This is a genomic window from Streptomyces sp. NPDC001599 (assembly GCF_042893535.1).
In the GTDB taxonomy this organism is placed as follows: domain Bacteria; phylum Actinomycetota; class Actinomycetes; order Streptomycetales; family Streptomycetaceae; genus Streptomyces.
Genome location: NZ_JBIAVA010000004.1, coordinates 391,648 through 405,095, shown reverse-complemented (window position 1 = coordinate 405,095; position 13,448 = coordinate 391,648). Strand labels below are relative to the sequence as shown.

19 protein-coding genes are annotated in these 13,448 nt (G+C 72.1%); 13 read left to right on the top strand and 6 right to left on the bottom strand.

Translation table 11 applies throughout. From position 1 onward, the window contains the following. Positions 1 to 4: 4 nt before the first annotated feature. From ligD to ACFYZ3_RS14390, 11 genes are all read left to right on the top strand, one after another. Positions 5 to 910, top strand: a complete 906-nt coding sequence (ligD, locus tag ACFYZ3_RS14440) for a non-homologous end-joining DNA ligase (protein WP_388516868.1) — start codon at positions 5 to 7, stop codon at positions 908 to 910. A gap of 82 nt (positions 911 to 992) precedes the next feature. Beyond that, the gene (locus ACFYZ3_RS14435; protein ID WP_388516617.1) at positions 993 to 1,358 is read left to right on the top strand and encodes a gas vesicle protein; all 366 of its coding nucleotides are present in this window, start codon (positions 993 to 995) and stop codon (positions 1,356 to 1,358) included. A 38-nt stretch (positions 1,359 to 1,396) separates the two neighbouring features. Further along, complete coding sequence (locus ACFYZ3_RS14430) at positions 1,397 to 1,834, top strand: gas vesicle structural protein GvpA (protein WP_003972478.1); 438 nt, start codon at positions 1,397 to 1,399, stop codon at positions 1,832 to 1,834. Beyond that, the gene (locus tag ACFYZ3_RS14425; RefSeq protein ID WP_388516614.1) at positions 1,831 to 2,604 is read left to right on the top strand and encodes a GvpL/GvpF family gas vesicle protein; all 774 of its coding nucleotides are present in this window, start codon (positions 1,831 to 1,833) and stop codon (positions 2,602 to 2,604) included. Before ACFYZ3_RS14430 ends, ACFYZ3_RS14425 begins: the two co-directional genes overlap by 4 nt. Before the next feature lie 4 nt (positions 2,605 to 2,608). Beyond that, a complete protein-coding gene (locus ACFYZ3_RS14420) occupies positions 2,609 to 2,872 on the top strand; it encodes a gas vesicle protein GvpG (RefSeq protein WP_007445595.1) in 264 nt (87 codons plus the stop codon). Beyond that, on the top strand, positions 2,869 to 3,606 hold the full coding sequence (locus ACFYZ3_RS14415; RefSeq protein ID WP_388516610.1) for a DNA primase: 738 nt from the start codon (positions 2,869 to 2,871) through the stop codon (positions 3,604 to 3,606). Before ACFYZ3_RS14420 ends, ACFYZ3_RS14415 begins: the two co-directional genes overlap by 4 nt. Next, a complete protein-coding gene (locus ACFYZ3_RS14410) occupies positions 3,603 to 4,727 on the top strand; it encodes an SRPBCC family protein (RefSeq protein WP_388516607.1) in 1,125 nt (374 codons plus the stop codon). Before ACFYZ3_RS14415 ends, ACFYZ3_RS14410 begins: the two co-directional genes overlap by 4 nt. Beyond that, entirely contained in the window at positions 4,724 to 5,053 is a 330-nt protein-coding gene (locus ACFYZ3_RS14405) for a gas vesicle protein (RefSeq protein ID WP_003972473.1), read from the top strand. Before ACFYZ3_RS14410 ends, ACFYZ3_RS14405 begins: the two co-directional genes overlap by 4 nt. After that, the gene (locus tag ACFYZ3_RS14400; RefSeq protein WP_388516604.1) at positions 5,050 to 5,844 is read left to right on the top strand and encodes a GvpL/GvpF family gas vesicle protein; all 795 of its coding nucleotides are present in this window, start codon (positions 5,050 to 5,052) and stop codon (positions 5,842 to 5,844) included. Before ACFYZ3_RS14405 ends, ACFYZ3_RS14400 begins: the two co-directional genes overlap by 4 nt. Next, positions 5,841 to 6,023, top strand: coding sequence for a gas vesicle protein (locus tag ACFYZ3_RS14395; RefSeq protein ID WP_003972471.1), 183 nt, complete (start codon positions 5,841 to 5,843; stop codon positions 6,021 to 6,023). Before ACFYZ3_RS14400 ends, ACFYZ3_RS14395 begins: the two co-directional genes overlap by 4 nt. Position 6,024: 1 nt before the next feature. Further along, positions 6,025 to 6,318, top strand: coding sequence for a gas vesicle protein K (locus ACFYZ3_RS14390; RefSeq protein WP_361005276.1), 294 nt, complete (start codon positions 6,025 to 6,027; stop codon positions 6,316 to 6,318). A gap of 62 nt (positions 6,319 to 6,380) precedes the next feature. Here the strand turns inward: ACFYZ3_RS14390 and ACFYZ3_RS14385 are convergent, their stop codons facing one another. The 3 genes from ACFYZ3_RS14385 to ACFYZ3_RS14375 form a co-directional block, all read right to left on the bottom strand. Further along, complete coding sequence (locus ACFYZ3_RS14385) at positions 6,381 to 6,551, bottom strand: hydrophobic protein (RefSeq protein WP_052840530.1); 171 nt, start codon at positions 6,549 to 6,551, stop codon at positions 6,381 to 6,383. Positions 6,552 to 6,605: 54 nt separating this feature from the next. Continuing rightward, a complete protein-coding gene (locus tag ACFYZ3_RS14380) occupies positions 6,606 to 7,427 on the bottom strand; it encodes a methyltransferase domain-containing protein (protein WP_388516600.1) in 822 nt (273 codons plus the stop codon). A gap of 185 nt (positions 7,428 to 7,612) precedes the next feature. After that, on the bottom strand, positions 7,613 to 9,118 hold the full coding sequence (locus ACFYZ3_RS14375; RefSeq protein ID WP_361005267.1) for a phosphatase PAP2 family protein: 1,506 nt from the start codon (positions 9,116 to 9,118) through the stop codon (positions 7,613 to 7,615). 123 nt (positions 9,119 to 9,241) lie between these two features. On the opposite strand from ACFYZ3_RS14375, the gene ACFYZ3_RS14370 reads away from it, so the two are divergent. Beyond that, a complete protein-coding gene (locus tag ACFYZ3_RS14370) occupies positions 9,242 to 10,861 on the top strand; it encodes an ABC-F family ATP-binding cassette domain-containing protein (RefSeq protein WP_388516597.1) in 1,620 nt (539 codons plus the stop codon). A gap of 62 nt (positions 10,862 to 10,923) precedes the next feature. Here the strand turns inward: ACFYZ3_RS14370 and ACFYZ3_RS14365 are convergent, their stop codons facing one another. After that, entirely contained in the window at positions 10,924 to 12,045 is a 1,122-nt protein-coding gene (locus ACFYZ3_RS14365; protein ID WP_388516594.1) for a Vms1/Ankzf1 family peptidyl-tRNA hydrolase, read from the bottom strand. Between the two features lie 62 nt (positions 12,046 to 12,107). Between ACFYZ3_RS14365 and ACFYZ3_RS14360 the strand changes: the two genes are divergently transcribed. Then, positions 12,108 to 12,386 carry a DUF6158 family protein gene (locus tag ACFYZ3_RS14360; protein ID WP_388516592.1) on the top strand — a complete coding sequence of 93 codons (279 nt, stop codon included), beginning with the start codon at positions 12,108 to 12,110 and terminating at the stop codon, positions 12,384 to 12,386. A gap of 81 nt (positions 12,387 to 12,467) precedes the next feature. Here ACFYZ3_RS14360 and ACFYZ3_RS14355 read toward each other — a convergent pair whose 3' ends face one another. Together ACFYZ3_RS14355 and ACFYZ3_RS14350 are read right to left on the bottom strand one after the other, a co-directional pair. Continuing rightward, positions 12,468 to 13,010, bottom strand: a complete 543-nt coding sequence (locus tag ACFYZ3_RS14355; RefSeq protein WP_388516589.1) for a type 1 glutamine amidotransferase domain-containing protein — start codon at positions 13,008 to 13,010, stop codon at positions 12,468 to 12,470. A gap of 25 nt (positions 13,011 to 13,035) precedes the next feature. Then, positions 13,036 to 13,434: a DUF2795 domain-containing protein gene (locus ACFYZ3_RS14350; RefSeq protein WP_356865040.1), complete on the bottom strand. Its 399-nt coding sequence runs from the start codon at positions 13,432 to 13,434 to the stop codon at positions 13,036 to 13,038. Positions 13,435 to 13,448 lie beyond the last annotated feature (14 nt).

The window sequence follows — 13,448 nt, the reverse complement described above, 5'->3', positions numbered from 1 at the left end:
GGCCGTGCGGGCCGGACGGCACACGGTGGAGGTCCACCGGCCGGACAAGGTGCTGTTCCCTGCCGGTGAGGGCGGGGCGAACGAGTACACCAAGGGCGATCTCGTCGACTACCACCGTGCCGTCGCCCCGTTCATGCTGCCGCACCTGCGGGGCCGCCCGCTGATGCTGGAACGTCGTCCGGACGGCGTCGACGGACCGCGGTTCATGCAGAAGAACACCCCGGAGCACTACCCGGAGTGGATCGACCGCGTCGAGGTCGGCAAGGAGGGCGGCACCGTCTGCCACACCGTGTGCGACGACTCCGCCACCCTCGTGTACCTCGCCGACCAGGCCGCGCTCACCCTGCACCGCTGGCTGTCCCGGACCGGGCGGCTCGACCGGCCCGACCGCATGGTCTTCGACCTCGACCCCGCCGGAGACGACTTCGAGGCGGTGCGCGCCGCGGCCCGGCTGCTGGCCGGACTGCTCGACGAGCTGAAGCTGCCCTCGGCCCCGATGACCACCGGGTCCCGGGGGCTGCACGTCGTCGTGCCGCTGGACGGCCGGCAGGGCTTCGACGACGTACGGGAGTTCGCGCGGGCCGTCGCCGACGTCCTGGCCGCGGCCCACCCCGACCGGCTCACCACCGCCGCCCGCAAGAAGGACCGCGGGGACCGGCTCTACCTCGACATCCAGCGCAACGCCTACGCGCAGACAGCCGTCGCCCCCCTCACCGTCCGCGCCCGCCCCGGCGCCCCCGTGGCCACGCCCATCTCCTGGGACCAGCTGGACGACCCGTCCCTGCACGCCCGCCGCTGGACCGTCGCCGACGCCGTCGAGCAGGCCCGCACCCGGCCCTGGTCCGGGATCATGAACCGCCCCCGTGCCCTGGGCCCCGCCCGGCGGCGCCTGAACGCTCTGCACGGCTGAACGCTCTGCACGGCTGAGCGGTTCGCGCAACTCGGCGAGGTTTGGCGAACACACATACGGCCACCCGAGTGACGAGGTGGCCATGACCAACACCAAGAAGACGTCCGAATCCCACGATTCGCAACGAGGTTCACGCGAGTCGCAGAACTCGCACGAGTCACACACACCACAGAAGTCGCAGGGTCCCAAGCCCATGGAGGTACTGCGCGAGGCGCGAGCCCAGCTCGCGGAGCTCACCGGCATGACCGCCGAGTCCGTGTCGTCCTTCGAGCAGACGGAGGAGGGCTGGGCCCTCGAGGTCGAGGTCCTGGAACTGGAGCGGGTGCCCGACACCATGAGCCTGATGGCGAGCTACCAGGTGGAACTGGACGCCGAGGGACAGCTGACGGGCTACCGGCGCGTCCGGCGCTACGAGCGCGGTCGGGCCGACTCCCGAGGCGGCCGCTAGGCCGTGGACGAGACAGAGAAGACGGAGGAATAGCTGGCATGACAGTCGTACCGGCACAACAGACCGGCGGTGGAGGCGGCAGCAGCGGCCTTTACGACGTGCTTGAGCTTGTTCTGGACAGGGGGCTCGTCATCGACGCATTCGTGCGCGTCTCCCTGGTCGGCATCGAGATCCTGAAGATCGACGTCCGTGTCGTCGTCGCCAGCGTGGACACCTATCTGCGCTTCGCCGAGGCGTGCAACCGGCTGGACCTGGAGGCCGGGCCGCGCAAGGACCCGGGGCTGCCCGACCTGGTCGGCGAGATGACCGAGTCCGGCGCCCGGGGCAAGTCCAAGGGGGCGCTGTCCGGCGCCGCCGAGACCATCTCCGACGCGTTCAAGCAGGCCCGGGACGACGGCGGCTCCGAGCGTGAGACGTCGTCGCGTCCGCGCGCCCGCAAGGCCGCGCCCTCGCGCCGGAAGGAGGAGCAGGAGTGAGTACGTACGTCTACGGCATCACCGCCGCCACGCATCCCTCGCTCCCCGAGGGCGCGGGCGGGGTCGGTGACCCACCGCGCGAGGTCCGGATCCTCAAGGAGGGCGAGCTGGCGGCTGTCGTCAGCGACGCCCCCGAGGGGCTGCGCCCCAAGCGCAGGGAACTGCTCGCCCACCAGAACGTGCTGAGCGAGATCGGCGCGGACGGCTGCGTGCTGCCCATGCGCTTCGGCAGCGTCGCCCCCGACGACAAGGCGGTCACCGGAGTCCTCGCCGAGCGCGCCGAGCACTACGCGGAACGCCTGGGGGCGCTGGACGGCCGCGTCGAGTACAACATCAAGGCCAACCACGTCGAAGAGGCCGTACTGCATCACGTGATGGCCGAGAACCCGGAGATCCGTGCCCTCGCCGAGTCCAACAGGCAGGCGGGCGGCGGGACTTACGAGACGAAGATCCGGCTCGGCGAGATGGTCGCGGCCGCGGTCAAGGAGAAGGAGGCCGCGGACGCCACGGCGCTGGAGCGCGCCCTGGAGGCCGCCGCCGACGCCGTGAGCGTGGGCCCCGAGTCCACCGGCTGGCTGGCCAACGTCTCCTTCCTGGTGAAGCGGGAGGCGGCCGACGAGTTCCTGGCCGCCGTCGAGCGGGCCCGCGGCCTGATGCCGCACCTGGAGGTCCGCGTGAACGGCCCGCTGCCGCCGTACAGCTTCGTCGAGCCCGGTCCGGCCGAGCCCGCGGGCACGGCGGCCGGCGGTGCGGACGCCGGAGCGGGGTGACGACATGGGACTGATCTCGGAGGTCCTGCTGCTGCCGTTCGCACCGGTGCGCGGCAGCGGCTGGGCCATCAGACAGGTGCTGGAGGAAGCCGAGCGGATCTACTACGACCCCGCCACGGTACGGGCCGAACTTGCCCGCCTGGAAGAGCAGTTGGAGGCCGGTGAGATCACGGAGGAGGAGTTCGACCGACAGGAGGACGAGCTTCTGGACCGGCTGGAGATCGCTACGCGCACGAGCGCGGGATTGGGCAACGGGACGGCACCATGAATCGAGTGGGACTGGGCCTCGCCATAGGGGCCGGATACCTGCTGGGGCGCACGAAGAAGCTGAAACTCGCGGTCGCCGTGGGCACCATGGTGGCCGGCAAGAAGCTGAACCTGACCCCGAAGGGCGTCGCCGAACTGGTCTCGGGCCAACTGCAGAACAACCCGCAGTTCAAGGAGATCGGGGACCAGTTGCGCACCGACCTGCGGGGCGTCGGCAAGGCGGCCTCGGGTGCCATGGTCGAGCGGGAGATCGACGCGCTCGCCGACCGGCTGCACGGGCGCACCGCCGAGGTGCGCGACCAGCTCTCCGGCGTGGCGTCCCGGGCGCCCGGCACCGGATCCGACGACTCCCGCGACTCCCGCGACTCCCGTGACTCCCGTGACTCCGAGGACTCGGAGGACTCGGAGGACTCGGAGTACGAGGAGGCCAGGGAGCGGGAGGAACCGGAGGAGCCCGAGGAGCAGCAGGACGCCGAGGAGCCCGAGCAGGCCGAGGAGCCCGAGGAGCGGCCCGGGCCGCGGCGCGCGCGGCCCGCGAAGAAGGCACCGCCCGAGTCGCGCGGGACGGCCAGGAAGGCGCCCGCGAAGAAGGCCGCCGCCAAGGCCCCCGCGAAGAAGGTGGCGGCCAAGCGTGCCCAGCCCGCCAAGAAGGCGGCCGGAAAGAAGACGGCAGGGGCGAGGAGTGCCGCCCGCGGCGCCGGTGCCCGGCGGTCCAAGGACGGTGGTGAGCGATGAGTGACTCCCTGGGGTCCGCGGCCTCCACGGCGGGAAAGGCCGCGAAGAAGAACCCGCTGGCCGACGTGGCGCAGAGCGAGGCGGCCGACCGTCTCAAGGCCGAGGTGCAGGACTACCTCGCCGCCCAGGCCACCCGGCTGCTGACCGGAGTCGGCACCAAGCTCGGCGAGACCACCGGCAGGCTCAACGACATCGCGGAGGGCAACAGCCCCGGATTCGCCAAGCTCGCCCTCGACGGCGGACGCAAACTCGCCGAGGGCAAGAGCCCGATGCGGGCCGCCTTCGAGGTCGGCGCGGGCAAGGTGAAGGACAACGTGGTCGGTGCCTTCAAGAACCTCACCGGCGGCAAGAGCCGCAAGAAGGGCGGTGGGGGCCAGAAGCCGACCGTCATCATCGAGTACGTCGACGTGGGCGTGCCGCTGCGCACGGCCTACGACCAGTGGACCCAGTACCAGGACTTCAGCACCTTCGCCAAGGGCGTCAAGAGCGCGAACCGCGCCGACGACACGTCCTCGGACTGGCAGCTGAAGGTCTTCTGGTCCAACCGCAGCTGGAAGGCGACGACCACCGAGCAGGTGCCCGACGACCGGATCTCCTGGACGTCGGAGGGCGCCAAGGGCTCCACCAAGGGCGTCGTCAGCTTCCACGAGCTGGCCGACAGCCTGACCCGGGTCGTCCTGGTCATCGAGTACTACCCGAAGGGCCTGTTCGAGAAGACCGGCAACATCTGGCGCGCCCAGGGCCGCCGGGCCCGGCTCGACCTCAAGAACTACGTCCGCCACATCACCTTCAAGGGCGAGGCCGAGGACGGCTGGCGCGGTGAGATCCGCGACGGCGAGGTCGTCCGCAGCCACGAGGACGCGGTCGCCGAGGAGGAAGAGGAGCGGCAGGCCGGGCAGGAGCAGGAGCAGGAGCAGGAGCAGGAGCCCGAGGGCGAGTACGAGGAAGAACCGGAGGGGGAGCCCGAGGGCGAGTACGAGGAAGAACCGGAGGGCGAGTACGAGGAGCCCGAGGAGGACAAGGAAGCCGGGGAGGACGAGTACGCGTCCCGTGACGACTACGAGGACGAGGACGAGTACGAGCCCGAGTACGAGGACGCCGAGGGCGGGAGCCGTCGATGACCACCCCCAGCCGGCTGCCCGATCCCTACGGCCAGGGACAGAGCGCCAACCTCGCCGACATCCTGGAGCGGGTGCTCGACAAGGGAGTCGTGATCGCGGGCGACATCAAGATCAACCTGCTCGACATCGAGTTGCTGACCATCAAGCTGCGGCTCGTCGTCGCCTCCGTCGACAAGGCCAAGGAGATGGGCATCGACTGGTGGGAGAGCGATCCCGCACTGTCCTCGCGCGCCCGGCACGACGAGCTGACCCGGGAGAACGCGGCGCTCCGCGAACGCCTGCGTGAGCTGGACCCGGGCCGGGTGCCGAGGGAGGAGGCGCCGTGACCGGACTGCGCTACGTCTACGCCGTCTGCCGCCCCTTCGGCGCGGCCCTCCAGTCCCAGCTCGCCGGGGTGTCGGGCGACCCGCCCCGGCTGCTGCCGCACGGCGACCTGGTCGCCGTCGTCAGCCATGTGCCCGAGGCCGACTTCGGTGAGGAGGCGCTGCGCGACCATCTGGAGGACCTGGACTGGCTGACCGCAACCGCCCGCGCCCACCAGCAGGTGGTCGACGCGCTCACCGCCGTCACCACCCCGCTGCCGCTCCGGCTCGCCACCGTCTTCCGCGACGACAGCGGCGTACGCGTGATGCTGGAGGAGCGCGAGGCGGCCTTCCGGCGCACGCTCGAGCGGCTGGACGGCCGGGTGGAGTGGGGCGTGAAGGTGTACGTCGAGGCGGATACGGCGCAGCAGGCGGAGTCCGAGCGGTCGGCCGCGTCGGCCCGGCCCGCGCCGAAGCCCGCCTCGGGCCGGGACTACCTGCGGCAGCGGCGCCGGCAGTCCCGGGCGAACGACGACCTGTGGAGCAGGGCCGAGGAGTTCGCCACCGGTCTGCACACGACGCTGTCCGGCCGGGCCGACGACGCCCGGCTGCACGCGCCGCAAAATCCCCGCCTTTCCGGTGCCGCCGGTCGGAACGTTCTCAATGCCGCCTATTTGGTGGCCCGCGACGCATCCGAGGAATTCGTCGAAATGGTGGACCGTACGAAGGACGACGCCCCCGGAATCCGCGTGGAACTCACCGGCCCGTGGGCGGCCTATTCCTTCGCCGGAGAGACAGAGGAGGAGGGATCGTGACCGTCGTGGAGCGCCGCGAGATCGCGCTGGTCGACCTGCTCGACCGGCTGCTGGCGGGCGGAGTCGTCATCACCGGTGACGTCACGCTGCGCATCGCGGACGTCGACCTGGTCCGCATCGATCTGAACGCGCTGATCAGCTCGGTCAACCGCAACGTACCCTCACCGTTCGGGGACTGACGTGACCGAACCCGCCGAGCCCCGCAAGCGCCTCGACCTCGACCCCGACACGGTCGAGCGCGACCTGATCAAGCTGGTCCTGACGGTCGTCGAACTGCTGCGCCAGCTCATGGAACGCCAAGCGCTGCGCCGGGTCGACGAGGGCGATCTGAGTGAGGACCAGGAAGAGCGGATCGGGCTCACCCTGATGCTCCTCGACGACCGCATGACCGAACTGCGTGACCGCTACGGACTGCGGCCCGAGGACCTGAACCTGGACCTCGGGCCGCTGGGACCGCTGCTGCCCCGGGAGTGAGCACTCCCGGGGCAGCAGCCTCGTCACCTGTCGTGCGTCACCGGTTGTTCACCACCGGTTGTTCACCACCGGTACCAGCGGCCCCTGCCGCCGCCGGCCGTCGTCCCGCGGGCCAGGAAACCGATCAGCCACAGGACCAGAACCGCCAGAGCGATCCACCAGAGAATCTTCACCGCGAATCCGACACCGAAAAGAACGATCGCGAGAAGCAGTACGAGCAGAAGCGGAACCATAATGTTGAACCTCCTGTCGTACTGGTTTCCCGGATTTCACCGAACAGGCGTGGGTCACGCTTCCTTTCGGCACAGAATCTCTCCGTGCAGAACGCTGAACCAGCTTTCCGGGTGCTTTCCCCAGTCCCGCCAGGCCGCCGAGACGGCGCGCAGTCGCTCCGGCGTCGCATGGCCGCCCTCGGTGGCGCGCTCCGCGTACGCCGACGCCAGGGTGCGGTCCGCCCACAGGCCGCTCCACCACTCCCGCTCCTCGGGGGTGGTGAAGGTCCAGGTGGCCGAGGTCGCCGTGATGTCGGTGAACCCCGCGTCGAGCGCCCAGGCCTTCAGCCGGCGTCCGGCGTCCGGCTCGCCGCCGTTGGCGCGGGCCACCCGGTGGTACAGGTCCAGCCAGTCGTCCATGCCCGCGGACGCGGGGTACCAGGTCATGGCCCCGTAGTCGGAGTCACGGACGGCGATGAACCCGCCCGGGCGCGCGACCCGCTTCATCTCGCGCAGCGCCCGCACCGGGTCCCCCACGTGCTGGAGCACCTGGTGCGCGTGGACCACGCAGAAGGTGTCGTCCGGGTAGTCCAGCGCGTGTACGTCCGCGACCGCGAAGTCGGTGTTCTCCAGCCCTCGTGCGGCGGCCGTGGCCCTGGCCCGCTCCACGATCTCCGGCGACCGGTCCACGCCGGTGACGTGGCCGTCCGGAACCAGTCCCGCCAGGTCGGCGGTGATGGTGCCCGGCCCGCAGCCGACGTCCAGGATCCGCATGTGGGGCCGCAGCGATCCGAGCAGATAGGCGGCGGAGTTCTCGGCGGTGCGCCAGGTGTGCGAGCGCAGCACGGACTCGTGGTGCCCGTGCGTGTAGACGGCGGTCTCATGCGGCTTCGGCATGGTCGATCCCCTCTCCCGACAGTGTGATCACGGTACGCCCGCCAGCCGCATGCTGAGACTGACGTTTTGCCATGTGGACTGACGAAGTGTCAGGAGAGAGGCGTCGTGTGCAGGAGAGGTGTGTGGTGTCAGGAGAGGGGCGTGGTGTCAGGAGAGATGTCTGGTGTCAGGAGAGATGTGTGGTGTCAGGTGAACAGGCCGCCACCGGGCAGCGGCCGGTACACCGTGAGCGCCTCGGGCAGCTTCTCCAGCGTCAGGTCGCCCTCGGTCTCGGTCAGCTCGCCGTCGTACGCCATCAGCGTGCCCGGCGCGACCCCCGACAGGCGCAGCCGGGGCACCTGCACCGCCGCGTGGGCGGGGGAGCGGGTCAGTGGTCCGGCGAGGGCCGCGGACAGCAGCCGCAGGGCCGGCCGGCGGCCCCCGTGCACCACCCGCACGTCCAACTGTCCGTCCGCCAGGTCGAGCCGGCGTCCCGAGGCGAGCCCGCGGCGGTGGTACGTACCGTTGCCCGCGAACAGCATCCACAGCGGGCGCCGGCGGCCGCGCACCTCGGCCTCCAGCGGGTGCCGGTCGGCGCGCAGCACCCGCACGGCGGCGAGCACCCCGGCCGGCCAGCCGCCGATCCGGGGCGACCAGCGCTCCCGCTCGTTGACCAGCTCCGGGTACACACCGAGGCTGAAGGTGTTCAGGAAGACACCGCGCCGCCCGCCGGAGGCGAACCGGCCCACGTCCACCCGCACCCCCTCGCCCCGCTCCAGCGCCCCGCACAGATCCCGTACGTCCTCCACACCCAGGTCGTAGGCGAAGTGGTTGAGCGTGCCGCCGGGCAGGACCGCGAGCGGCAGGCCGTGGCGGAGCGCGATCTCGGCCGCGGCGTTCACGGTGCCGTCGCCGCCGCACACGCCGAGCGCCCGGGCATGTCCGGCCGCCTTCTCGAGTTCGGCCCGGACGTCCCCGGGCTCGCACTCCACGACCTCCGCGTCGGGCAGCGCGTCGCACAGGGCCCGCACCCGGTCCGAGGTGCCCGAGCCGACGTTGGCGACCATGACGAGTCCCTCGCCCCCCGGCAGCGCGGGCACCTCGGCACGCGGCCGGGCCGGCGGGGTGTGCTGCGCCCGGGTCGGCACCAGGCCCCGTACGGCGAACGCGGCCCCCGCCCCGAGGGCCGCACCGGCCAGGACGTCGCTCGGGAAGTGGACGCCCGTGTAGACCCGGGACAGGGCCACCGCGGCGGCCACCGGGGCCACCGCCGCCCCCCACGCCGGGGACTCCAGCGCGACACCGGTCGCGAACGCCGCGGCCGACGCGGCGTGCCCCGAGGGGAAGGACGTCGTGATCGGCTGCCGCTTCAGCTGCCGGACCAGCGGCACCGGGTCCAGTACCGGACGGGGGCGCCGCACCGAGCGCTTGCCCAGGGTGTTGATCGTCAGCGAGGCCAGGCCCAGCGAGGCCAGCCCCCGGGCGGCCGCGCGCCGGGCCCGCGGGGTGCGCGACGCGGCCAGGGCGGCGCCCACCGCGAACCACAGCACCCCGTGATTGGCGCCGCGGCTCAACCGGGGCAGCAGGGGGTCCGCGCCCGGCCAGGTGCGGGAGGCGACGGCCTCGAACGCCCGCTGGTCCAGCCGCAGGAAACCGTTGCGGAGGGGATGCGGGCCGGGCGTGGCGGCGGTGAGGTCTACGTCGGGACTCATGGATCCCGCCTACCCTGCGGACGGCGTTTCCTGCCGGTGGTCCGCGCCACATGTCCCCGGCTCGGGCGCCGCGGCGGAAATGGGTTTGCCCGGGGAGCGGCCGGAGCCGCAGAATCCGGTCCTATGGGTCACCTCGAAGCCGCGCACCTGGAGTACTGCCTCCCCGACGGGAGGGCGCTCCTCGGCGACGTGTCCTTCCGGGTGGGGGAGGGGGCCGTCGTGGCCCTCGTCGGACCCAACGGCGCGGGCAAGACCACCCTGCTGCGCCTGCTGGCCGGGGAGCTGAAACCGCACGGCGGGACCGTGGCCGTCGGTGGCGGCCTCGGCGTGATGCGCCAGTTCGTGGGCTCCGTACGCGACGAGACCACCGTGCGCGACCTGCTGGTGTCCGTCGCGCCGCCCCGGATCCGCGAGGCCGCGCGCGCCGTCGACGCCGCCGAGCACGCGATCATGACGGTGGACGACGAGGCCGCCCAGCTGACCTACGCGCAGGCGCTCTCCGACTGGGCCGAGGCGCGGGGGTACGAGGCGGAGACCCTGTGGGACATGTGCACCACCGCCGCGCTCGGGATGCCGTACGACAAGGCCCAGTGGCGGCAGGTGCGCACCCTGTCCGGGGGTGAGCAGAAGCGCCTCGTCCTGGAGGCGCTGCTGCGCGGCACCGACGAGGTGCTGCTGCTCGACGAGCCGGACAACTACCTCGACGTGCCCGGCAAGCGCTGGCTGGAGGAGCGGCTCGCCGAGACCCGCAAGACCGTACTGTTCGTCTCCCACGACCGGGAGCTGCTGGCCCGCGCCGCCGAGAAGATCGTCTCGGTCGAGCCCGGGCCCGCGGGCGCCGACGCCTGGGTGCACGGCGGCGGTTTCACCACCTTCCACGAGGCCCGCCGCGAACGCTTCGCCCGCTTCGAGGAACTGCGCCGCCGCTGGGACGAGAAGCACGCCCAGCTGAAGAAACTGGTGCTGACACTGCGTCAGGCCGCCGCGGTCAGCCACGACATGGCCTCCCGCTACGCCGCCGCCCAGACCCGGCTGCGCAAGTTCGAGGAGGCCGGACCGCCGCCCGAGCCGCCGCGGGAGCAGGACATCAGGATGCGCCTGAAGGGCGGCCGCACCGGCGTCCGCGCCGTCACCTGTGAGCAACTGGAACTCACCGGCCTGATGAAACCCTTCGACCTGGAGGTCTTCTACGGCGAACGGGTCGCCGTCCTCGGCTCCAACGGCTCCGGCAAGTCGCACTTCCTGCGGCTGCTGGCCGGAGACGACGTGGCGCACAACGGGAACTGGAAGCTGGGGGCGCGCGTGGTGCCCGGCCACTTCGCGCAGACCCACGCCCACCCCGAGCTGCTGGGCCGCACCCTCCTGGACATCCTGTGGACCGAGCACGCCCAGGACCGGGGCGCCGCCATGTCCCGGCTGCGCCGCTACGAACTGACCCAGCAGGCCGAGCAGTCCTTCGACCGGCTCTCCGGCGGCCAGCAGGCCCGCTTCCAGATCCTGCTGCTGGAACTCCAGGGCGTCACCGCCCTGCTCCTCGACGAACCCACCGACAACCTCGACCTGGAATCGGCCGAAGCCCTCCAGGAGGGCCTGGAGGGCTTCGAGGGCACGGTCCTCTCGGTCACCCACGACCGCTGGTTCGCCCGCTCCTTCGACCGGTACCTGGTCTTCGGCAGCGACGGCCGGGTGCGCGAGACGGCGGAGCCGGTCTGGGACGAACGGCGGGTGGAGCGGGCCCGCTGACGGCCGGACTCCGGACTCCGGACTCCGGACCTACTCCGGTCTCCGGAGGAGACCCGGGAAGATCACTTCCAGCGCAGCAGCGCCCCCAGGCCGCCCACCGGTGCCTTCTGGGAGGTCTCCGGCGGCAGCACCGGCGTCACCGAGATCGCGGGCGCGCCGGTCATCACCGCCGACCGCAGCAGGGCGTCGTCGGCCCGCGCCGACCAGGAGTTCTGCTCGCCGAGCGTCTTCAGCTCCGTACGGCGCACCGCCACCTGGTCGGCGTCCTCGCCGATCCAGACCTCGCGGTGGGTGTCGGGGGCGTCCGGGATGACCAGCAGCTCGTCGATGCGGTGCTCCCGGGCGGCCTCGACCAGCGCGGGCACGCCCTCCGCCGCGCCGGCCCGGCCCTCGTCGTCCGGCGACCGGGCGGCCAGGAACCGGTCCAGGTCCTCTTGGGCACGGGCCCGGACGTGGTCGTCGCGCAGCCCCTCCACCTCGTCGTCCAGCAGCCTGCTGCCGGCGCCGCGGGAGGCCTCGGCGACGCGCTCCATGAGCCGCGAGGGGAGCCGCTCGTGCACCGAGCGCCGCTCCCGGTCGTCACCCACCAGGATCAGCAGGTCGGCGCCGGTCTCCTCCTGGCACACGGCGAGCGCGTCCGCGATCTCCGCCGCGTTGTGCTCCCAGGTGTTCTCCACCCGGAGCTGGAAGTGCCGCTCCGACCAGTCCGCGCTGCTCGTGCGGTGCACCGGCCACTGCCTGCCGGTCACGCCGCCCGCGTCGGAGCTGCCCAGCGCGGAGCGCAGCTCGAAGTCGGCACCCTTGCGGTCGATGTACGCCACCACGCACACCGGGTCCTCGCCGGCCAGGTCGAGCAGCGGCGTGACGTGCGGCAGCGGGGCCCAGTCCGCGGTGGTCCCGCCGTACGGGGGCCGGGCCAGCGGCGGATCGAGGACCACCTGACCCGCACACGCGAACAGGGCCCGCCCGTGCGGGTCGGTGGCGTGCCGCAGCTCGTCCACCGCCTCCCGCACCGCCCGGCACGTGGCGTCGTCCGCGCCCTGCTCCGCCAGCTCCCGGGCCACCGCGGCGGCCGTCAGCTCGCGCTCATGGGGGGTGTCCTCCGTGTGCCGGGAGAGGTCGACGTAGACGGAGGCCCAGGGCCCCTGGTGTTCGTAGAGGGGGTGCAGAAACGCGAGATCCATGTGGCTGCCCTCCCGGGTGCCGCTCGGGGGTGGTAGTGCTGCGGGGCGGGTACCCGGGACGCATGAACGAACACGACACGCGGGACGACACCATGACCGGAGTGGACCCGGGCCGCCTGGACGACCAGCAGCTGATGAAAGAGCTGGAGACCATCCACCGCACGCGCCACGACACCCTGCTGTACGGGTCGAACGACGCGCTGCGGGCCCACAACGACCGCATGGCCCGGCTGGAGGGCGAGTGGCTGCGCCGCAACCCCCGGCGCCCGGTGGCCCCGGGCCGCACCCGCGAGGGCGCCCGGGAACGCGGCTGCGGCCAGACCGCCGCGCCCGGTGGCTGAGCGCGGCGGCGGGCCACCGGCGATCACTCACCGGTGGCCCGTCCGCCCGTCGCTCGGTCGTCCGCGCTGTTCTTGTCCGTCTCAGCCGGCCGCCTTGGCGAACTGCGCGAGGTAGGTCGCGCAGAACGCCTCGAGGTCGTCCGGTTTGCGGCTGGTGATCAGGACGTTGTCGCCCGCGTCGCAGACCTTGACCTGTTCGTCGACCCAGGTGGCGCCCGCGTTGCGCAGATCCGTCCGCAGACTGGGCCACGAGGTCACGGTGCGGCCGCGCACCACGTCCGCCTCCACGAGCGTCCACGGCGCGTGGCAGATGGCGGCCACCGGCCGGCCCTGCGTGAAGAAGTCCTTGACGAACGCCACGGCCTTCTCGTCCATTCGCAGGAAGTCCGGGTTGGCCACCCCGCCGGGCAGGACGAGACCGCCGAACGCGTCGGCGGAGGTCTCGCCCACCACCTCGTCGACGGGGAACGTGTCCGCCTTGTCGAGGTGGTCGAAGCCCTGGATCTCGCCGGACTGCGTGGAGACGAGCACCGGGTCGTGGCCCGCGTCCTTCGCCGCCCGCCACGGCTCGGTCAGTTCCACCTGCTCCACGCCCTCGGGCGCGGTCAGAAATGCGATGCGCATGGAGTTTCGGTTTCCCTTCCGGCGCCTACGCGCCCTGCGGACCGGACCGGCCGCTCTCGGTGAGCGCCACCGCCAGCTCCTGGACGTTGTCGTAGCGCGCCTTGTGCGGCAGTCGGTCCAGTCCCTCGACGAGGGCGTCCGGCGCGTTGCCGCGGCGCAGTGTGCGGGTCAGTTCCCGCGGTCCCGCGGGGAAGCTGCCCCGGGTCAGGTTCCGGGCCAGCTCGAGCCGCAGGGCCTCCAGGTACGTCGGTCCGCGGCCCGGTGTCACCGGTCCGTACATGACGTCCGGATCGTCCTCGGCGGCCGGCTCCGGGTCGTTCCACTCCTCGCTGCGGGTGGGGTGCCCGGACCTGAGCAGACCCTGCAGTTCATGCTTCATCTCGTCGTCGCGGTGGACGCTCATCCGGTCGCTGCCTCGCTGCATGTCTCCCTCCAGAT